Raw genomic sequence first — 17,916 nt, 5'->3', positions numbered from 1 at the left:
TGCTGACCAATGAGGGCCGGGTATTGTGGGGGAGGGGCGGTGTGGTAAAGAATGACTGCCCGCAGGCACGGCCCCGTTGTGGATGTAAGGTAACCTTAGCCGGTAGGTCGATGATGTCCTGGACGTGGTGCCCCCATGTAACGCGGATTTACCATCCTCTTCCAGTGAGGCCGTCCCCGCTCAGGCGGTGAGTGAGAGAATCAGGGCGGAGTAAGCGGCAAAGACTACTGCCAGCCCGGCGAAAAACCGGGGTACTGCAATCATCATTCCCGTCAACGCGATGCCGATCACAGGGAATACCAGCGAGGGAATCACGGGATTGCCGAACATGGTCACGTTGACGTAGGGACCGACCAGGAAATACAACAACATCGACAGACAGGATAGTCGCCCCAGGCTCTCGCTGTGGACGAGAAAATCGAGATTTCCGGATCCTTCCGGGACCGGCAGCGCCATTTCAGCGGCGCCGTACACGCAGATAGCGCCTACAATCAGCACCACGAAGTCACCAAAGTGCCAGCTTTCCAGGTCCCGAAGACCCCAGCCAACCCACCAGAACTGTAACACGTAGGCGAGCACACACAGTCCCCACAGGGCGGTGGACCAGTGAAAACTTACCCTGCGATGCACCCGGATCAGCATGGCGACCGTATGCAGTAGCCGGGTTATGGCCAGGCCGAGGATGATAGATATCGCTACAAAGACGTATTCGTGTTGTGTCATACCGCGCGCAAGGGACGAGGGCCCGCTCCATTGGTTGTTATGGTTGTTGTGCGCCAATAGTGGCAACAAGATTGAGACATGGCAAATTCCCGTGCGCTCTGTTGTGGCAGAATGAAGGCCTCCGCAAACCTGAGTGACCATGCATGGGCCAACAGAACGAGATGTTCGCCGGGGCAACACTGGAACCGCTGCCACTGGAGGACGCGGACCTGCTGTTCAGTTCCCGCATCCAGCTGGGCCTCGACGGTGCTGACGTCCTGCGGGTCCTGGTTGAACAAACACCCTGGGCTCAGGAAACCATCCAGCTCTATGGCAAGCGGTACCTGCAACCCCGACTAACGGCCTGGTACGGCGCCGCTGAGGCGAGGTACCGCTACTCGGGAAAGACCTATGAGCCGCTGCCGTTCACGCCCCTGTTGCTGCAACTCAAGCAGACGGTAGAGCAGGCCAGTGGTGCAGCCTATAACAGCGTGTTGCTGAACTACTACCGCGATGGCGCAGATTCCATGGGGCTGCATGCGGACGATGAGCCCGAACTGGGCCCCATGCCCTGTATAGCGTCACTGAGTCTGGGTGAGACCCGTGACCTCTATTTTCGGCACAGGCATCGGCGTGATCTCGCTACGTTCAAGCTCGCGCTCCCCTCGGCCAGCCTGCTGGTCATGCGGGGCCGTACCCAGGCTAACTGGAAGCACGGGATTCGCAAATTGGCGCGGCCCTGCGGTGCCAGACTGAACCTGACTTTCAGGTGGATACAACCGGGCAGCGTCAGACCAGGATAGCCCAGGCGACCAGCCCGGCGACGGCACTGCCGGCCCCGGCCGTTCCGAGTGCTCTGGGTGTCAGCCGGGACAGTTCGGCCAGTGGGTTGTGACTTCGACGGGTTCGTGCCAGGACGGGCCACTCAATCAGTGAGCCAAGGGCGAAACTGGCAACAGCGCCGCCGCAAACGGCCGCGCGGCCTGCGCTGTCAGGCTCCACTGCGGAAAACACCAGTAATACGGCAAGCATGCCGCCAACCGTGCCGGCGATACTCATGACATAGAACTGCCCCAGGCTGTTCTCCTCGAATTTCCAGTCGTAAATAAACATGCTGGGCCTGGCGTTGATCGAGTAACTTGCGGAAGTCGCCCGCGCGCCAAAGTAGTGAAACCATTCGTGCAGCAAATTGACAGTGACGAAGCCGGCGATGACCCCAGTCAGTACGTTAAGCGCCGAAGCAAGGTGCCATCCGGTCAGTTGCGACCAGCTGTCGCTGGCGGCAAACAGGCAAAACGCCATCACCCAAACGCCCAGGTGAACCCCGGCCTGCTTCAACAGCAGAAAGGTATTCGACTGTGCCATTGCCTCGAAGGCCTGTTCCTGTTCGCTCATCAATCAAGCCACCTGTAATTGGGCCGCGCCGGTTAAGCCGGGCAGGTCGAGCACGGTAACCACGCCCGGCTTGGCGGCACACACTGCGGGAATGGCGTTGACCAACCAGGCGGCGGCGGAGGCGTTTCCGCCACCAGCAACCCCGGGTTCGACCGGGTCGTGACCATGCACCGTCACCTCCAGCCGGGGACTGCCGCTGATCAGGACCTGGTGACAGCCCTGGCCCTCCGGAGGGTAGGGCCAGTCGGGCGCACAGCTGTCATCGATTCGGGTAATGTGCTCCAGAACGTAAAGCGGCTGTCCGCCGTGATACCCCGTGACTTCAAAGCGGAAGGCTCCCTGGGTACCCTCCTCGAACAGGCCCATGCCGGGCACCTCCACACTGGCTTCCAGGGGTCGGCGCTGCACCGCGATGTCGATTTTTTCCACCGGTTTACCCAAAGCTCTGGCGACCAGCCGGAGCATGGGGGACCACACCAGGTCGATGGCAAAGTCATGCAACATCATGGGCAGTTCCTCCATCGACTGGCCGAAGCCGATCACCTCGCGAACGACCCGGGGCTGGTCGTAGAGGGCGTAATTGAAAATCTCCCGGGTGCGGATTTCACGAATGTCTGCCGTCGCTGCGCTCAGCACCACCGGCAGCATATCCATGACCCAGCCCGGATCGATGCCGGAGGTAAACAGGGAAGCGCCTGAACTGGAGCAGGCAGATTCAATCGGGGCGAGTGCTTCTGCCGGGGTGGATTCGGGATCGAGATAGAAGTAGAGGCCGGGAGCTACCACGTTGATACCGGCGCTGAGGCAGGCGATCACCTCGGCGATTGCTTCCTCGGGGCGGGTATCTGCGGTCGCGCTGTACACCACCGCGTCGGCGCCGGTGCTGATAATCGATTGCCAGTCCCGGGTTGCGGTGACGCCACAGTGGGCGACGCCGGCAAGTTCACCCGCGTCCCGGCCCGCTTTTGACTCGCTGGATACGATCACAGCGTGTAATTCCAGATCGCTGTGCGTCAACACGGCGCGGATGGCGGGCCGGCCAACGTTACCGGTACCCCAGACAATCACTTTTTTTGCCATCATCGAGTTCCTCGTTGTGATTGTCTCCAGTATACGGGCATGGCCCGCGTCAGGATCAACCGGTAGACAAGCAAAAAAAAGCCGCCCCGGAGGGCGGCCAGAGCGGGGACCTTGTAAGTTACAGTGCCGGTAAGAGCACGCTATCGATAATCCATACGCTGCCGTTGTCAGTTTGCACGCCGGTGCAGGACACGCCGGCGTTGTTAACACGGGGCTCTCCCTCGCTGCGGCTGAAGTAGACAGATTGACCCTGCAGGGTTTCCTTGCGCTGTGCCACGGCCCCGGCCACCTTGCGGGGGTCGGGGTGGCCCGCGGTAACGTGATAGGTGAGAATTTCTGTCAGCAGGTCGGTGTTGCCGACGACCACGTCGACCAACTCAGGGGGCAGGGCGGCAAACGCGTCGTTAGTGGGCGCAAATACGGTAATGTCTTCAATGGTGGCGAGGGCTTCGTCCAGACCGGCGGCGACGACCAGGTCGACCAGGGTGCTAAGCTCGGGGGTAGCGATGGCCGCGTCGACGATGCTGCCATCGAAAGTGACCCGGTTGGTCGATACGCAGTCGCCGAAGCTCTGGGCATTGGCGCCTGACGCCAGGAGTATTGAGAGTGTGGCAGATGCCAGCATCGTGGAAAGTGGGTTTTTCATCTTCAGCTCCAATGAGTTCAAGTGTAATCACGTCATCGTAAGCTGCTGCACGCTTCGTGCGAGGGCACTCCCGCCAGCAGTTACATGTTCAGAAGTACGGCCGGGAATTGGCGGTGGATTTACCGGATTGCACCGAAAGTCCGTTTGTTTATCTTTTGTCCACAGTCAGGTGCGGATTTAGGTGGATGCTGCTCATTGAGGGGCCGGGCTCAAGGACAAAGGCACCACGCACAAAAAAGCCACCCGCAGGTGGCTTTCGCTGGCGTCGTTGGTGGCTTACTCGTCGAGGAAGCTGCGCAGGTAGTCCGAGCGGGTCGGGTGGCGCAGCTTGCGCAGGGCCTTGGCCTCAATCTGGCGGATACGCTCGCGGGTTACGTCGAACTGTTTGCCCACTTCCTCCAGGGTGTGGTCGGTGTTCATATCGATACCGAAGCGCATGCGCAGCACCTTGGCTTCACGGGCGGTGAGTCCCGCCAGCACTTCCTTGGTCGCTTCCTGCAGACCCTGGCCGGTGGCGGAATCCACGGGTGAGGCGATGGTGTTGTCCTCGATGAAGTCACCCAGGTGGGAATCTTCATCGTCGCCGATCGGGGTCTCCATGGAAATGGGCTCTTTGGCGATTTTCAGTACCTTGCGAACCTTGTCTTCGGGCATGTCCATGCGTTCGCCCAACTCTTCCGGCGTGGGCTCACGGCCCATTTCCTGCAGCATCTGGCGGGAGATGCGGTTGAGCTTGTTAATGGTCTCGATCATGTGCACCGGAATACGGATGGTGCGGGCCTGGTCCGCAATGGAGCGGGTGATGGCCTGGCGAATCCACCAGGTGGCGTAGGTCGAGAACTTGTAACCGCGGCGGTATTCGAACTTGTCCACGGCCTTCATCAGGCCGATATTGCCCTCCTGGATCAGATCCAGGAACTGCAGTCCGCGGTTGGTGTACTTCTTGGCAATGGAGATAACCAGTCGCAGGTTGGCTTCCACCATCTCCTTTTTGGCCCGGCGGGCACGGGCCTCGCCCATGGACATGCGCCGGTTGATCTCCTTGATCTCGGTGACGCTGAGGCCGGTCTGCTCCTCAATCTGCTGGATGCGACGTTGCAGACGGTGGATGGTTTCCTTCTCCGCGTTGAGTTTGGGGCCGTAGTCTTTCTTGCGAGCGTTACGCGACACCCACTTCAGGTCTGTTTCAGAGCCCTGGAAGGTGTTGATGAAGTCCTTGCGCGGCATACCGCAGACCTTGATCGCAATGCGCATGATCTCGCGCTCCTGGTCGCGCACGGCGGCCAGGATATTGCGCGGGGAATCGGAAATCGGATCGAATACCCGCGGGGTCAGTTTGAAAAACTTGAACAGCTCGCCCAGTTTCTCCATCTCCTTGATCGAGGTGGGGTCCTGGCGGCCTTTGGCACCAATGGCCTTTTCGGTTTTGTTGTATTGGCGCTTGAGCGCGGCGAAGCGCTTCTTGGCTTCCACCGGGTCGGGGCCGGTGTCAGCATCTTCGTCGTCATCAGCCTTGTTGGCGGCGGCCTCGGCCAGTTCTGCCGCGGAGGGCACATGCTCGGCGGGGTCCAGGTAGCCGACCATGATATCCGCCAGGCGGCGCTCTTCCTTGGTGACCAGGTCGTACTCGTCGAGAATTGCCTTTACCGCGCCGGGGTACAGGGCCAGGGCGGACAGCAGCTCGCGGATGCCTTCCTCGATACGCTTGGCGATAACAATTTCGCCTTCGCGAGTCAGCAGTTCCACGGTCCCCATCTCACGCATGTACATACGTACCGGGTCAGTGGTGCGTCCGGCTTCGGTTTCAACGGCGGCCAGGGCCGCGGCGGCCTCGGCGGCGGCGATGTCGTCGGCGGAAGGGTCGCCTTCAGTCATCAGCAGTTCATCGGCATCCGGCGCCTGTTCGAACACCTGGATCCCCATGTCGTTGATCATCTGGATGATGTCTTCAACCTGGTCCGGATCGGAAATGTCCTCGGGGAGGTGGTCGTTCACCTCGGCGTAGGTCAGATAACCCTGCTCCTTACCCTTGGCGATCAGCGCCTTCAGGCGGGACTGTTGCTGTACAACGTCAGACATTAAGTTGACACCTTTCAAATATGCAAAAAAAGATCAGCCGGCAATTATACCGGAATATCAACGGCTTAACTACAGAAAAGCCTGCTAATTGGGCGAAAATTGGCGCATATAAGCCCTCTTTCGCCCCTGCATCGTGGATTTTGTTATATGGGGGCGAATCGGCCAAATACAACGGGGTACATGCCCTTGCGACGGACACAGCCTGACCACCTGATTTTCAGCGGTCGCGTCGGTTTCGCTCTGCATCACGCTGCATTTTTTCCTGCAGCATTTCTCTCAGGCGTTGCTTTTCCAACTCGCTGGTTTCAGCGTAGTTGGTGAGTTTCAGTTTGTCGACCTGCTGGGCAAGTTTCGACTGCTGTGGCAACTGGTGGGCCAGGCGATAAATAGTGTCGCTGAACTGCTGGTCGATGCCCTCGGTGGGAATCAGCCGTTCCTGCCCGGCCAGCCGGTTGAGTAACTCGCCTTCCGGGGTGCCGTACCAGTGGCCCAGTAACATGCCGGTATTGGATTCCGGCCGCCGCTGCACCAGTGCGATCAGTTCGCTGAGCAGGCTGGCATCCTGCCCCTGCAATTCCTGGAGGCCTTCGGTCTTGACCTTGCGGGCGACTTCCGGTTGATGCAGGATCAGGGCGATTGCGCTCTGGGCCAGGTTGGAAAAACCCGCCAGGCGCTGGGGACTGGCGTGCCGTCGACGGGGTTGGGGTTCGCCGCCAGATTTGGGGTCAGAGTAAAAATTCTCGTCAACTCGCTCGCACTCGCCTTGCTCATACCCGGGGAGAGGCGAATTTTTACTCTGACCCCAAATTTGATCGGTGGGGGACGGCTCAGGGGCGGCAATCTCCAAGCGCATCAGGCTGTCCAGTTCCAGGCCGGTGCGCTCCGCCAGCGCCTTGAACATCAGTTGCCTGAAGACGCCCTCGGGCATTTGCCGAATGTAGGGGAGCGCCAGTTTGCTGAGTCGCGCCCGGCCGTCCAGGGTGCTGGTATCCAGTCCCTCCGCCATCGCATCGAACAGGAAGGTGTCCAGCGGCGTGGCGCCCGCCAGTAGCGCTTCGAATTTCTCCGGGCCACCACTGCGAATCACCGTATCCGGGTCTTCTCCCTCGGGCAGGAACAGGAAGCGCGCCTGGCGGCCATCCTCCATGCAGGGCAGGGCCGCTTCCAGCGCCCGGAATGCCGCCTTGCGCCCGGCCTCGTCGCCGTCGAAACAGAAAATGACTTCCGGGCAGCGGCGGTAGATGCGTTCGAGGTGGGTCTTGCTGGTGGAGGTGCCCAAAGTGGCGGTGGCGATAGTGATGCCGTGCTGGGCCAGGGCGATGACATCCATGTAGCCTTCAACCACCAGCAGGCGTTCCAGTCGCCGGTTGGCCTGGAGGGCTTCATAAAAGCCGTAAAGTTCGCGCCCCTTGTGGAAGATGTCGGTTTCCGGGGAGTTCAGGTACTTGGGCTTGTCATCGCCCAGTACCCGGCCCCCGAAGGCAATCACCCGGCCGCGCTGGTCGCGGATGGGAAATACCACCCGATCCCGGAAGCGGTCATAAATGCGGCCCTGGTCATTTTCCACCAGCATGCCGGTTTTCATCAGCAGTGCTTTTTTCTCGTCGCTGTCTCCCAGGGCCTTGAGCAGGTTATCCCAGCCCGGCGGCGCAAAGCCCAGGTGGAATTCCTTGGCGATCTGGCCGGAAAGGCCGCGCTGCTTCAGGTAGTCGACGGCCTTGTCCCGCTCGGGATGTTGACGCAATTGCAGCTTGTAGTAATTGGCGACCTGCTCCATCAGCGCGTACAGGGACTTGTTGGAGTCTTCCCGCTGTTCCCGCGCCGGCCCACCCCTGGAGGGCTCCCGCTGAACTTCCATTCCCACCGAACTGGCAAGGGTTTCCACTGCCTGCGGGAACTCCATGTTTTCATAATCCATAACGAAGCCGAGGGCGTTGCCACCGGCGCCGCAGCCAAAGCAGTAATAGAACTGCTTGTCCGGGCTGACGGAGAAGGAAGGGGTCTTTTCCTCGTGGAAAGGGCAGCGCGCGCTGTAATTCTTGCCGGTTTTCTTCAGCTTCACCCGCCGGTCAATCACATCGACAATGTCGACCCGGTCCAGCAGGTCATCGATGAAGGTTTGAGGGATACGTCCGGCCATAAGAAGGATAGTGTACCGTCAAAGCCGGGGATGGGCGTAATCGATTTGTGTCGAATTGAGCGCGGCTCTCAGGACATCGTCATTCCCGCGCAAGCGGGAATCCAGCGACGCGACTCGGCGTATCCGCATTCACCTCTATCTCGGGGTGGATGAAAAGTGCGTTCAGCGGAGTCTCTGGACCCCCGCCTTCGCGGGGGTGACGATAATTGATTCTAAGGGATAACGCGCGATGACGAGAATACATTCTCGGCAATAAAATAAGCGTTGGTTTGCTGTGAAACCGGGTTCAGCCCGCGAGCCGGCCCTTGACCAACCCGCTCACCTTCCCCATATCAGCCCGGCCGGCGAGTTTCGGCTTGAGTTGCCCCATCACCGCGCCCATGGCCTGCATGCCTTCGGCGTCGGAGGCGGCGATGGCCTCGTCGATCATGGCGATGATTTCGTCTTCGGTAAGCTGGGCAGGAAGAAATTCCTGCAGAACGGCGATTTCGGCGTTTTCTTTGTCTGCCAGCTCGGTGCGGCCGGCATCAGCATACTGCTGGGCGGAATCGCGGCGCTGCTTGACCATTTTGTCGAGCACCGCCAGTGCGCGAGCGTTGTCGATCTCGACGCGCTCGTCCACTTCGATTCGCTTGAATTCGGCCTGTATCAGCCGGATGGTACCCAGTCGCTCCTTGTCCCTGGCTTTCATGGCCGCTTTCATGGCGGCCTTGATGCTAGCGGTCAGCGACTGGTCACTCATAGGAGGGGATCCAGCGCTCAGTACAGGCGTACGCGCTTGCGGTTTTCCCGGGAGAGCTTCTTCAGGTGACGCTTAACAGCGGCAGCGCCAGCGCGCTTGCGAACTGTGGTGGGCTTCTCGTAGTGCTCACGCTTGCGCACTTCAGCCAGTACACCGGCCTTCTCGCAGGAACGCTTGAAGCGACGCAGTGCTACGTCAAAAGGCTCGTTTTCCTTAACCTTGATGTGGGGCATTAACTCTTTACCTGTCTCGTTTGTTTATTGCAGACACCGGTTTACAGCCAGTGAAAGCCTGAAAGGGCGCGCATTCTATACTGTTGGAGGAGGGTTTGCAAAGGGTAAAACGACCGGTTTTCAGGTGGAATTGAACAGCCTGGAAAGTGTGTTTTGGGCCTGACGCTGGTCGGAATCCGAAAGAGTCCCGCAAGACCGGATAATCAGTCGGTGATCAAGGGTAAAGAGTTTCATCCGAACCAGCGATGGCGCTGGCAGGCCGGCAGAGTCCAGATCGGTGATTTCGATGTCCAGCGGCCAGTTCGAGTGTTTTGCCGAGGTAATCATAGCCATTACCGACTGTCCGATTCTGTTGTTGAAGTCGTTAGGATCAGACAATACCAAGGCGGGGCGCCGCTTAAGGGTAGTGCAGTCGGTGTAAGGAAAAGGTACAACCACCACATCGAACTGGTTAAAGGTCGGCATAAGCTTCATCATCCTCTTGCGAAGCCCACTCGGATAGCGTTTCCTCCGCAGCCGACAGGTACTCCTGATCCAGCGGCCGAACCTTGCTGAGAATCACCCCATCTTCCCTGATTTCAAAGGCAACCCTGTCGCCTGCGCGTAATTCCAGATGTCTGCGGACATCAGCCGGGATTGTCGCCTGGTATTTGCTGGTCAACCTGCTGGTGGATGTTGTCATTGGCACACCTCCGTAATGGGTAATACCAGTATTACCTTATACAGTGATGTTACGCTTCTCTCGCATATTGTGCCAGCCGGGTGAGTCCTGGCGCTATTGCCCTTGCCCCTGCTCTGGAGATCACCTTTCGTTAATAAATGGGTTGTTATCAGAAGTGGGCTGCTCAAAATCCGACAGTTCCAGGCCGGAGATCCGTGCCTGGTTGCCTTTTACCTGGAAGATGACCGTATCACCGGGTTCAATATCCAGAATTGTCACCAAATCCCTGGGTAGCTGGACGCTGAGGTTGTCCCGGAGGGTTTCTGTGTAGATATTCATGCGCGCATTCCTTTGCTGGCACCGTTGGGTCACCTCAATTATTATTCGCGCCTTGGCTTAGCGCCATAATTTGCACTAAATTGATGAAAATCGACGAGAACAATCGCGAAATGCTGATACTGGGCCTCGAAACATCCTGTGATGAAACCGGCGTAGCGCTCTATGACACAGATCGCGGCCTGCTGGCCCACGCCCTGTTCAGCCAGATCGACATACACGTGGAATACGGTGGTGTGGTGCCGGAACTGGCCTCTCGCGACCACGTGCGCAAAACGCTGCCGTTAATAGAGGAAGTCATGACTGAGGCAGGGGTAAGCCCAGCCGACATCGATGGTATAGCCTATACCGCCGGGCCCGGCCTGGTGGGGGCGCTGATGGTGGGCGCCACATTGGCGCGGTCCCTGGCCTGGGGCTGGGGTGTGCCGGTCCTGGGGGTGCACCACATGGAGGGCCACCTGCTGGCGCCCATGCTGGAGGAAGAGCACCCGGAATTCCCCTTTGTGGCGCTGTTGGTCTCTGGTGGTCATACCCAGTTGGTGCGTGTTGACGGTATTGGCCAGTACAAACTGCTGGGTGAATCCCTGGACGACGCCGCCGGCGAAGCCTTTGACAAGGCGGCCAAGATGTTGGGCCTGCCCTATCCCGGTGGCCCCCATATTGCTCGCCTGGCAGAAAAGGGCAACCCAGAGCGCTTTCATTTCCCCCGCCCCATGGTCAACCGTCCCGGCCTGGATTTCAGCTTCAGCGGGCTCAAGACCTACACCCTGAATACCGTTGAAGACTGCCGCGTTGATGGCGAAGTCAGCCAGCAGGACAAGGCGGATATCGCCCGGGCGTTCGAGGACGCCGTCGTCGGGACGCTGGTGATCAAGTGCCGCAGGGCACTGCAGCAGGAGGGGCTCAAGACCCTGGTGATGGCGGGCGGAGTGAGTGCTAACTCAAACCTGAGGGCAGAGCTGAAAATGGCGCTCGCCAAAGAGCAGGCGCAAGTCTTCTATCCGGCGCCGGTGTTCTGCACCGACAATGGCGCCATGATTGCCTACGCCGGGGCCCAGCGCTTAAAGGCCGGACAGGTGGACACCGAGGACACCCGAGTGCGCCCGCGCTGGCCCATGGAAGAGTTGCCGCCGGTTGCGGGGGCCGCCTGATGGACATTGTTTACATAAAAGGCCTGAAGACGGACGCCGTGATCGGGGTGTACGACTGGGAGCGGGGCATCCGCCAGACCCTGGTGCTGGACCTGGAACTGGCCTCTGATAACCGCGCCGCCGCTGCGACTGATGCCATAGAGGACGCGGTGGATTATGACGCCATTTCTGGCCGAATCCTGGCCTTTGTCTCAGATAGCGAATTTGAACTGATCGAGACTCTGGCGGAACGGGTGGCAGATATCGTGTTGGGGGAATTCGGTATCCCCTGGCTGCGACTGACCCTGGCCAAACCCGGCGCCGTGGCCGCAGCCGAGGATGTTGGTGTGATCATCGAACGGGGCGAGAAGCCCTGATGGCGCGAGTCTACCTTGGCCTGGGCAGCAATATCGAACGGGAACGATACATTACCGCCGGGCTGGATGCGCTGGCCGGATTGTTTGGTGAACTGGATATATCACCCGTGTACGAATCCGCCGCGATTGGCTTTGACGGCCAGCCTTTCCTCAACCTGGTGGTGGGGGTAACTACCGACCTCAGCCTGGCCGAACTGGCCAAACGACTGAGGCACATCGAATATGAGCACGGCCGCCCCAAAAATGCGACCCGCTTCAGTGCCCGTCAGTTGGATATCGATATCCTGACCTATGATGGCCTGGTGGGGGTGATTGATGGCGTTGAGCTCCCTCGGGGGGAGATCCTGGAGAATGCCTTTGTGCTGAGACCGCTGGCGGATCTTGTGCCGAAAAACTCGCACCCTGCCGATGGCCGCTCCTTTGAGACACTGTGGACAGAGCTGGGGCTGGACGCCCAGCGAATATCCAGGGTGGCGTTTTCATGGCGAGGCAGGGAGATTTCCTGAGCCCTGACGTGGCCTTGCCCGGGTAAAACCGGGTGGTTGGCCATTTTTGATGTTCCTGCCACGGCGCAAACTGGAGAAACTACAAAGAACTTCTCCGATCAGGAGCCACTATCATGGCTGCCATCGCCTTTGATACACTGAAGTTCGCCCGCCGGCTAATTGAGGCCGGCGTGCCTGAGCATCAAGCAGAAGTGCAGGCGGAACTCATGGCAGAAGCGTTTCTATTCAATGTGGACAGTGTGGTCACCAAGGATTACCTGGATGCGCGCTTGGCGGAACAAGACGCCAGATTTGACGCGAAATTTGCCGTGTTGGAAAGTAAAATTAACCTGCACAGTTGGATATTGGCAGTAATAGCCGCCAGTACGGTCATCCCCGCACTTTCCGGCCTGATGGGATACTAGCCTGCAGTTGTCGTAGAGAGCCTAAAACCTGCAGTCGTCCACGATAGCTTAAAGTCTCCTGTCATCGCCGAGAGTTAACATTCCCGTCACCCGTCACCCGTCACCCGTCACCCGTCACCCGTCACCCGTCACCCGTCACCCGTCACCCGTCACCCGTTATCCGTCACCCGTTATCCGTCGCCCGTCACCCGTCACCCGTCACCCGTCATCCGTCATCCGTCATCCGTCGCCCGTCACCCGTCGCCCCGTCATCCCGGCGAACGCCGGGATCCAGCGTCCTTCCTGAACTCATCCAACCGCCTGACCCGCTCCCCAGCAATAGCCTCACCAAGCGCCTTACCCTCAACCCCAACAAACATCTCCGCCGTCACCCCCAGGCATATTTCCCTCGCTTCACGTAGATAATCCGCCTGTGGATAGTCTTTCTCCTCACTCCCCAGTCGGCCCCGCGCATCCGCCTCACAGGCCAGCAAAAAAGCCTCGAATCGATCAGGCCTGCGCAGCGCATCCGTATTTTGCAGCAGCTTTAACACCGTCTGCCCTCGTAGCTCCCGGGCCGTGTGGCACAACAAGTGGTATTCACAGACCTTTAGCGCCAGGTCGCGGTACTGATTGGGCGCCTTCAGCCGCTGACAGACCTGCTTGACCAGCTTCAGCCCCCGTTTCTCGTGGGCGATATGCCGCGGCCACTCCGCTTTGGGGGTGACCCCCTTGCCAAGGTCGTGCAGCAGCGCGGCGAAGCGAACGTCTTTCTGCTCGCTCAGCCGCACCGCCTGCTGTACCACCATCAAGGTGTGGATGCCGGAATCAATTTCAGGGTGGTGCTTTGCGGTCTGCGGTACGCCAAACAGGGCCTCGACCTCCGGCAGCAAGGCCTCCAGCGCGCTACAGCTGCGCAGCACCTCAATAAACACTTCTGGATGGCGCTCACCCAGGGCTTTATCCAACTCAACCCAGATACGTTCCGCCGGCAGGTGCGCCAATTCGCCCTGGCGAACAATTTCAGCCATGAGTGCAGTGGTTTCGGGTGCCACAGTAAAGCCGAGGTGGTGGTAGCGGGCAGCAAATCGCGCAGTGCGAAGCACCCGGAGGGGGTCCTCCACGAACGCATCGGACACATGGCGCAGGACCTTGTTTTCAATATCCTGCCGGCCACCATAAGGGTCTATATATTTCCCGTCTCCGGTTTGTGCAATGGCGTTAATGGTAAGGTCTCTGCGTTGCAGGTCCTCTTCCAGCGTCACGTCCGGCTCGTAGTGCACCTCGAAGCCGGTGTAGCCATGTCCTGATTTTCGCTCGGTACGAGCCAGCGCATATTCTTCTTTTGTCTCAGGGTGAAGAAATACGGGAAAGTCCTTGCCCACCTGCTTAAAGCCCCGCTTGAGCATCTGCGGTGGATTAGCGCCCACTACCACCCAGTCCCGCTCGTGGATTGGGTAGTCGAGCAAGGTGTCACGCACAGCGCCGCCGACAAGGTAGGTTTCCATGGGCAGAAGTTTACCCGCGCAGCTTTGGCGGCTCACCACTTATTTGCTGATGCGGTAGATTTTCAGGTCACCCACAAATTTCTGGAAGGTCCCGTAGTAGACCTTGTGAAGAACCAGCTCCGGCATGAAGTTGGAAACCGTATAGTCCTGCACCAGGGTCAGGTCGGGGTGACGGCCGGCGAGAATCTGCCGATAGAGCGCAGCGCGCTCGGGGGTGGTTTTAACCAGGCGCTCCAGGTTGGTTACGCGAAAGCCGTTGAGCTCCTGCGCCTGGGCGGTTTCGTACCAGTTTTCGCTCAGCACCAGGTAATCGCCCTGCCTGAGCACGCTGGCATCGCCCATCGCGTACTCTTCCTTGAACAGCACCGGTGATGGCCGGTGAAACGGAGGGGGCGATGCATAAAAGGTGTGGAATACCTTGGCGCCTGCGTGCTGTTGGTACCAGTGGACTGCCTGGCGCCGGGTGTCCTGGTGAAAATCCAGCTCAAAATCAATCAGCAGCAAGGCCGGCCAGAGGAAAAATGCAGCCAGTAGCAGTTTATTATGGGCCCATTTGAGCGACCAGTATCCCTGTGCGGCCAGCAGGGCGGTGGCAGGTATCAATGGCAGGTAGTGGCGGTAGGTGGTTTTGGGGGCAATCAACAGCATATAGGCGGTCCAGGCGAGAATCGGCAGCAGGCACAGCCAGAGGCGCACGTTGCGCTGATCGCGGATCATCTGCACGACCCCGCGGGGAATAAGCAGGGCGGCGGGAAGTCCCAGTCCGACAATGAGCAGTACAGGTAGATTAAGCAGATTGCGATCCAGCTTGTTCCAGCCGATGGCGCCAAAACCGGAGCCGAACTTGCCGTTGAGGTAGCCGGTGGTGAAGCTTTTCAGGAAGGCGATGTCCGTTTGCGCGATTCCCCAGGCAACCCAGGGAATGGCCAGGTAAAGCGGGGCTGTGCACAGGGGGATTTTTCGCCAGGGCACGGCGAGATAGAACAGTCCCAACAGGGGATACCACCCGAGGGACTGAAAGCCGGTGTTGAAGGCGAAGGCCGCCATAATCAACGCTGCGCCCACCACGCCAGCAAAGTGTTTGTTGCTCATGTTCCCAAGGAAACTCCGCCAGGTACTGGCGGGTAAGAAGGCCAGCAACGCCAGCAGCGGGAAGGGCCAGACTTTCTTGGCGAATATGGCGGGCAGCATAAGCAGCAGGCACAGCATCATCGGCAGGGCTTTGCGATTGCTCACCGCGAGCATGGCGCTGAGGATAAACAGGTAGATGTAGAAGGTCATCGCCACATCCACGGTGGCCATGTGGGACTGAGTGGCGTGAAATCCCGACAAAGCCAGCAACAGCCCCGCCGTCCAGGCAACCCGCGGTGTGTGCGGACTGAGAGTGAAGGCGATCAGGCAGGTCAGGACTACCGTCGCTGCGCCCAGGAAGGCGGAGAATGATCTCGCCACCAGCATGTGGGGCCCACTCAGGCAGTAGGCCTTGGCCACGTTGTAGTTACCTTCAGCGTTGGCCGGCGGTGGGTGGCCGAGGATTGTGTTGATGCTAACGGTCTGTGCGCCCACCAGCGGGGAATATTCCCTGGCGGCCTTTAGCCACATGCGGCAGGTATTGGCCTCGTCAAAGTTGATGGGGGTAAAGCTGCCCTGCCCATACCAGTGCCAGCCCACGGTCTGGGCGCTGTAAAGACGGGGAAGCAGGGCGACAAGAAAAATGCCCAGAAGCACGGCCAGATTGCGGCGGGAAAATAAGCTGGCAAGCTCTGAAGGGTGAGACGACCGCAAGTTGAATACTATCCCCGGGGAGCTGCCCCTGCCTTCCTTGAATGGCTCTATTCTGGAGAAGCCGCCTCTGTCCAGCAAGCCTGAATTGCCGGATCAGGGCTTATCCACGCATTTGCCATTCTTGCAGTGGCAGCGAGTCCACTGCCCCGTATCCAGGCAGAACAGGGATAGCGAGCCACCCCATACACAGCCGGTATCCAGCCCGATCGCGTTTGGACTATCGGTTCTTCCCTCCAGCGAGGCCCAATGTCCAAACAGGATTTTATCGTCACGGGTCTTGCGATTGGGGTGGCTGAACCAGGCGGACACCTTCTTGCCATTACAGGGCGGCTCCGGCCCCTTGCTGACCAGGTCCAGCCAACCCTCGCTGGTACAGTAGCGCATCCGGGTCAGGTAATTGGTAATCACCCGCAGTCGGTCCATGCCTGTCAGTCCATTGGACCAGACGGCGGGTTCATTACCGTACATCTGGCGGAAAAACTCCGTGCACTGTTCGCTCTGCAGCACGGCCTCCACTTCGCCGGCCAGCTTAATGGCCTTTTTTACCGACCACTGGGGCGGAATGCCCGCGTGGACCAGGGTGTAGTCGTGCTCGTGATGTATCAGCGGCTGGTGGAGCAACCAGTTAAGCAAAATATCGCGGTCTGGCGCGGCCAGGATTTTGTCCAGCGTGTCCGATTTGCTGGGCTGTCGGACCCCTGCCGCCACGGCCAGTAAGTGCAGGTCGTGGTTGCCCAGCACCAGCACCAGGCTGTCGCGCATGTTGTAGAGAAAGCGCAACGTTTTCAAGCACTTGGGGCCCCGGTTTACAATATCGCCGGTGGACCACAGCACATCTCTGGCCGGATCGAAGTCGACCTGTCGGAGCAGGCACTTCAGGGGCTGAAGGCAGCCCTGGATGTCGCCGACAGCATAGGTGGCCATGGGATCAGTTCAGGGCCGTGGGCGTGTGCAGGGTGAAGGCGGGGATGGGGACCTCGAATTGGGGCAGTGCCTCTGGATCCACAGCCATTGGCTCTCGCACCACCATGAAGTAACTTCCCTCCATATAGCCGACGGGGGTCGGCAGGGTGGCCCCGCTGGTATAACGGAAGGACCCACCGGGCGCTATAATAGGCTGCTCGCCCACGACACCATCGCCACGGACTTCCTGCACCTCATTGTTTGCATCGGTGATAACCCAGTGCCGAGACAGCAATTGCACCGGGAGGTCTCCGGCGTTGCTGACAGTAATGGTATAGGCGAAGGTGTAATGCCTGTCCTCCGGGTTGGAGTGACTGGGCAGATAGGTGGTCACCACGCTGACGCCCACCAGGGCAGGGTTAAACTCAGGTTTGTTCATTGACGGCGTTGGCGATCTCGATGAATTGACTCAGTTGCAGGGTTTCTGCGCGGCACCCCGGGTCGATACCCAGCGCTTCCAGCGCTGCTCCATCTATAAGGCCTTTGAGGTTATTGCGCAAGGTTTTGCGGCGTTGGGCAAATGCGGCCTGCACCACCTTGCGCAATTCACTTTCCTCGCATTGCGACCAGGGAGACGCCCGCCAGGGGGTCAGTCGAACGATGGCAGACTGTACCTTGGGGGGCGGGTTAAAGGCAGCAGGGGGAACATCGAACAGGTGCTCTACCTGGCAGTGATACTGGGCCATGATGCCCAGTCGCCCCCATGCCTTGCCGCCCGGTTGTGCCGCCAGACGCTCGACCACTTCCAACTGCAGCATAAAGTGCATGTCCTGGATAATGGCGGCGTTTTCCAACAGCTTGAAGATCAGCGGGGTGGAAATGTTGTAGGGCAGGTTGCCGACTACCCGCAATGGCCTGCCATCCTCCGCCAGAGAGGAGAAATCGAACTTGAGGGCATCCGCGCTGTGCAACTTGAACCCGGGGTAAATACTGAAGGCTGCCAGCAGTCCGGCGACCAGGTCCCGGTCCAGTTCGATCACGTCCAGTCGACAGCCAGTCGGGGCCAGCCGTTCGGTGAGGGCGCCCTGGCCAGGGCCGATTTCTACCAGGTGCTCCCCCTCCTGTATCCCAATGGCGTTGGCGATGCGGTCGATCACGCCCTGGTCGACCAGGAAGTTCTGGCCGAAGCGTTTGCGAGGGATGTGGGTGCCGGGTCTTTTTGCCATAGGCGCATTGTACCGGTGGTGGGTGTGATTACTACCGGTCTCGCCAATGGCGGTCAAAAATCTGTTAAACTTCGGGCCGTCCAG

The 17,916-nt window shown here is 59.4% G+C and carries 21 protein-coding genes; 5 read left to right on the top strand and 16 right to left on the bottom strand.

From position 1 onward, the window contains the following. Window positions 1-180: 180 nt before the first annotated feature. Entirely contained in the window at window positions 181-723 is a 543-nt protein-coding gene (locus tag E2F43_RS18180; protein ID WP_133215402.1) for a hypothetical protein, read from the bottom strand. 143 nt (window positions 724-866) lie between these two features. Between E2F43_RS18180 and E2F43_RS18175 the strand changes: the two genes are divergently transcribed. Next, the gene (locus tag E2F43_RS18175; protein ID WP_133215400.1) at window positions 867-1,505 is read left to right on the top strand and encodes an alpha-ketoglutarate-dependent dioxygenase AlkB family protein; all 639 of its coding nucleotides are present in this window, start codon (window positions 867-869) and stop codon (window positions 1,503-1,505) included. Here the strand turns inward: E2F43_RS18175 and E2F43_RS18170 are convergent. The 10 genes from E2F43_RS18170 to E2F43_RS18125 all read right to left on the bottom strand — a co-directional run bounded on the left by E2F43_RS18170 (window position 1,492) and on the right by E2F43_RS18125 (window position 10,017). Beyond that, window positions 1,492-2,097 (bottom strand): hypothetical protein, encoded by a 606-nt coding sequence (locus tag E2F43_RS18170; protein WP_133215398.1) that lies wholly within the window; start codon window positions 2,095-2,097, stop codon window positions 1,492-1,494. The genes E2F43_RS18175 and E2F43_RS18170 overlap by 14 nt on opposite strands. Window positions 2,098-2,100: 3 nt before the next feature. Continuing rightward, a complete protein-coding gene (locus tag E2F43_RS18165; protein ID WP_133215396.1) occupies window positions 2,101-3,177 on the bottom strand; it encodes an NAD(P)H-dependent amine dehydrogenase family protein in 1,077 nt (358 codons plus the stop codon). A gap of 118 nt (window positions 3,178-3,295) precedes the next feature. After that, complete coding sequence (locus tag E2F43_RS18160) at window positions 3,296-3,823, bottom strand: fasciclin domain-containing protein (protein WP_133215394.1); 528 nt, start codon at window positions 3,821-3,823, stop codon at window positions 3,296-3,298. Between the two features lie 276 nt (window positions 3,824-4,099). Then, window positions 4,100-5,902 (bottom strand): RNA polymerase sigma factor RpoD, encoded by a 1,803-nt coding sequence (rpoD, locus tag E2F43_RS18155; RefSeq protein ID WP_133215392.1) that lies wholly within the window; start codon window positions 5,900-5,902, stop codon window positions 4,100-4,102. Window positions 5,903-6,119: 217 nt separating this feature from the next. Further along, window positions 6,120-8,042, bottom strand: a complete 1,923-nt coding sequence (dnaG, locus tag E2F43_RS18150; protein WP_133215390.1) for a DNA primase — start codon at window positions 8,040-8,042, stop codon at window positions 6,120-6,122. A gap of 286 nt (window positions 8,043-8,328) precedes the next feature. Beyond that, window positions 8,329-8,784, bottom strand: a complete 456-nt coding sequence (locus E2F43_RS18145) for a GatB/YqeY domain-containing protein (protein WP_133215388.1) — start codon at window positions 8,782-8,784, stop codon at window positions 8,329-8,331. Window positions 8,785-8,801: 17 nt separating this feature from the next. After that, complete coding sequence (rpsU, locus tag E2F43_RS18140; protein ID WP_117955815.1) at window positions 8,802-9,017, bottom strand: 30S ribosomal protein S21; 216 nt, start codon at window positions 9,015-9,017, stop codon at window positions 8,802-8,804. Between the two features lie 120 nt (window positions 9,018-9,137). Then, the gene (locus E2F43_RS18135; protein WP_133215386.1) at window positions 9,138-9,482 is read right to left on the bottom strand and encodes a type II toxin-antitoxin system PemK/MazF family toxin; all 345 of its coding nucleotides are present in this window, start codon (window positions 9,480-9,482) and stop codon (window positions 9,138-9,140) included. Continuing rightward, window positions 9,469-9,699, bottom strand: coding sequence for an AbrB/MazE/SpoVT family DNA-binding domain-containing protein (locus E2F43_RS18130; RefSeq protein ID WP_133215384.1), 231 nt, complete (start codon window positions 9,697-9,699; stop codon window positions 9,469-9,471). The genes E2F43_RS18135 and E2F43_RS18130 overlap by 14 nt, the downstream gene beginning before the upstream one ends. Before the next feature lie 120 nt (window positions 9,700-9,819). Next, complete coding sequence (locus E2F43_RS18125; protein ID WP_133215382.1) at window positions 9,820-10,017, bottom strand: AbrB/MazE/SpoVT family DNA-binding domain-containing protein; 198 nt, start codon at window positions 10,015-10,017, stop codon at window positions 9,820-9,822. A 110-nt stretch (window positions 10,018-10,127) separates the two neighbouring features. Between E2F43_RS18125 and tsaD the strand changes: the two genes are divergently transcribed. From tsaD to E2F43_RS18105, 4 genes are all read left to right on the top strand, one after another. Then, entirely contained in the window at window positions 10,128-11,165 is a 1,038-nt protein-coding gene (tsaD, locus tag E2F43_RS18120) for a tRNA (adenosine(37)-N6)-threonylcarbamoyltransferase complex transferase subunit TsaD (RefSeq protein WP_133215465.1), read from the top strand. Further along, window positions 11,165-11,521, top strand: a complete 357-nt coding sequence (gene folB / locus E2F43_RS18115) for a dihydroneopterin aldolase (RefSeq protein ID WP_133215380.1) — start codon at window positions 11,165-11,167, stop codon at window positions 11,519-11,521. The genes tsaD and folB overlap by 1 nt, the downstream gene beginning before the upstream one ends. Beyond that, window positions 11,521-12,027: a 2-amino-4-hydroxy-6-hydroxymethyldihydropteridine diphosphokinase gene (gene folK, locus E2F43_RS18110; protein ID WP_133215378.1), complete on the top strand. Its 507-nt coding sequence runs from the start codon at window positions 11,521-11,523 to the stop codon at window positions 12,025-12,027. The genes folB and folK overlap by 1 nt, the downstream gene beginning before the upstream one ends. A gap of 113 nt (window positions 12,028-12,140) precedes the next feature. Next, on the top strand, window positions 12,141-12,431 hold the full coding sequence (locus tag E2F43_RS18105; protein WP_133215376.1) for a CCDC90 family protein: 291 nt from the start codon (window positions 12,141-12,143) through the stop codon (window positions 12,429-12,431). Between the two features lie 248 nt (window positions 12,432-12,679). Here the strand turns inward: E2F43_RS18105 and E2F43_RS18100 are convergent, their stop codons facing one another. The 5 genes from E2F43_RS18100 to rsmA all read right to left on the bottom strand — a co-directional run bounded on the left by E2F43_RS18100 (window position 12,680) and on the right by rsmA (window position 17,832). Next, complete coding sequence (locus tag E2F43_RS18100; protein WP_133215374.1) at window positions 12,680-13,918, bottom strand: multifunctional CCA addition/repair protein; 1,239 nt, start codon at window positions 13,916-13,918, stop codon at window positions 12,680-12,682. Between the two features lie 39 nt (window positions 13,919-13,957). Beyond that, complete coding sequence (locus E2F43_RS18095; RefSeq protein ID WP_133215372.1) at window positions 13,958-15,646, bottom strand: hypothetical protein; 1,689 nt, start codon at window positions 15,644-15,646, stop codon at window positions 13,958-13,960. Window positions 15,647-15,796: 150 nt separating this feature from the next. Further along, window positions 15,797-16,627, bottom strand: coding sequence for a symmetrical bis(5'-nucleosyl)-tetraphosphatase (locus E2F43_RS18090; RefSeq protein WP_133215370.1), 831 nt, complete (start codon window positions 16,625-16,627; stop codon window positions 15,797-15,799). Between the two features lie 4 nt (window positions 16,628-16,631). After that, a complete protein-coding gene (apaG, locus tag E2F43_RS18085) occupies window positions 16,632-17,045 on the bottom strand; it encodes a Co2+/Mg2+ efflux protein ApaG (protein WP_133215368.1) in 414 nt (137 codons plus the stop codon). Next, a complete protein-coding gene (gene rsmA, locus E2F43_RS18080; RefSeq protein ID WP_133215366.1) occupies window positions 17,032-17,832 on the bottom strand; it encodes a 16S rRNA (adenine(1518)-N(6)/adenine(1519)-N(6))-dimethyltransferase RsmA in 801 nt (266 codons plus the stop codon). The genes apaG and rsmA overlap by 14 nt, the downstream gene beginning before the upstream one ends. Window positions 17,833-17,916: the final 84 nt, after the last annotated feature.

Source organism: Seongchinamella unica, from assembly GCF_004354085.1.
Taxonomy (GTDB): domain Bacteria; phylum Pseudomonadota; class Gammaproteobacteria; order Pseudomonadales; family Halieaceae; genus Halioglobus; species Halioglobus unicus.
The sequence above is the reverse complement of the archived record's forward strand: the minus strand, read 5'-3'. Positions and strand labels throughout refer to the sequence as shown.

Excerpts from the sequence above, each read along its gene's own strand:
- rsmA (WP_133215366.1), bottom strand. The coding sequence starts at position 17,832 with ATGGCAAAAAGACCCGGCACCCACATCCCTCGCAAACGCTTCGGCCAG.
- E2F43_RS18165 (WP_133215396.1), bottom strand. The coding sequence starts at position 3,177 with ATGGCAAAAAAAGTGATTGTCTGGGGTACCGGTAACGTTGGCCGGCCC.
- tsaD (WP_133215465.1), top strand. The coding sequence starts at position 10,128 with ATGCTGATACTGGGCCTCGAAACATCCTGTGATGAAACCGGCGTAGCG.
- rpsU (WP_117955815.1), bottom strand. The coding sequence starts at position 9,017 with ATGCCCCACATCAAGGTTAAGGAAAACGAGCCTTTTGACGTAGCACTG.
- E2F43_RS18090 (WP_133215370.1), bottom strand. The coding sequence starts at position 16,627 with ATGGCCACCTATGCTGTCGGCGACATCCAGGGCTGCCTTCAGCCCCTG.
- E2F43_RS18105 (WP_133215376.1), top strand. The coding sequence starts at position 12,141 with ATGGCTGCCATCGCCTTTGATACACTGAAGTTCGCCCGCCGGCTAATT.
- folB (WP_133215380.1), top strand. The coding sequence starts at position 11,165 with ATGGACATTGTTTACATAAAAGGCCTGAAGACGGACGCCGTGATCGGG.
- E2F43_RS18100 (WP_133215374.1), bottom strand. The coding sequence starts at position 13,918 with ATGGAAACCTACCTTGTCGGCGGCGCTGTGCGTGACACCTTGCTCGAC.
- E2F43_RS18175 (WP_133215400.1), top strand. The coding sequence starts at position 867 with ATGGGCCAACAGAACGAGATGTTCGCCGGGGCAACACTGGAACCGCTG.
- dnaG (WP_133215390.1), bottom strand. The coding sequence starts at position 8,042 with ATGGCCGGACGTATCCCTCAAACCTTCATCGATGACCTGCTGGACCGG.
- E2F43_RS18125 (WP_133215382.1), bottom strand. The coding sequence starts at position 10,017 with ATGAATATCTACACAGAAACCCTCCGGGACAACCTCAGCGTCCAGCTA.
- E2F43_RS18145 (WP_133215388.1), bottom strand. The coding sequence starts at position 8,784 with ATGAGTGACCAGTCGCTGACCGCTAGCATCAAGGCCGCCATGAAAGCG.
- folK (WP_133215378.1), top strand. The coding sequence starts at position 11,521 with ATGGCGCGAGTCTACCTTGGCCTGGGCAGCAATATCGAACGGGAACGA.
- E2F43_RS18135 (WP_133215386.1), bottom strand. The coding sequence starts at position 9,482 with ATGCCGACCTTTAACCAGTTCGATGTGGTGGTTGTACCTTTTCCTTAC.
- rpoD (WP_133215392.1), bottom strand. The coding sequence starts at position 5,902 with ATGTCTGACGTTGTACAGCAACAGTCCCGCCTGAAGGCGCTGATCGCC.
- E2F43_RS18170 (WP_133215398.1), bottom strand. The coding sequence starts at position 2,097 with ATGAGCGAACAGGAACAGGCCTTCGAGGCAATGGCACAGTCGAATACC.
- E2F43_RS18180 (WP_133215402.1), bottom strand. The coding sequence starts at position 723 with ATGACACAACACGAATACGTCTTTGTAGCGATATCTATCATCCTCGGC.
- E2F43_RS18160 (WP_133215394.1), bottom strand. The coding sequence starts at position 3,823 with ATGAAAAACCCACTTTCCACGATGCTGGCATCTGCCACACTCTCAATA.
- apaG (WP_133215368.1), bottom strand. The coding sequence starts at position 17,045 with ATGAACAAACCTGAGTTTAACCCTGCCCTGGTGGGCGTCAGCGTGGTG.
- E2F43_RS18130 (WP_133215384.1), bottom strand. The coding sequence starts at position 9,699 with ATGACAACATCCACCAGCAGGTTGACCAGCAAATACCAGGCGACAATC.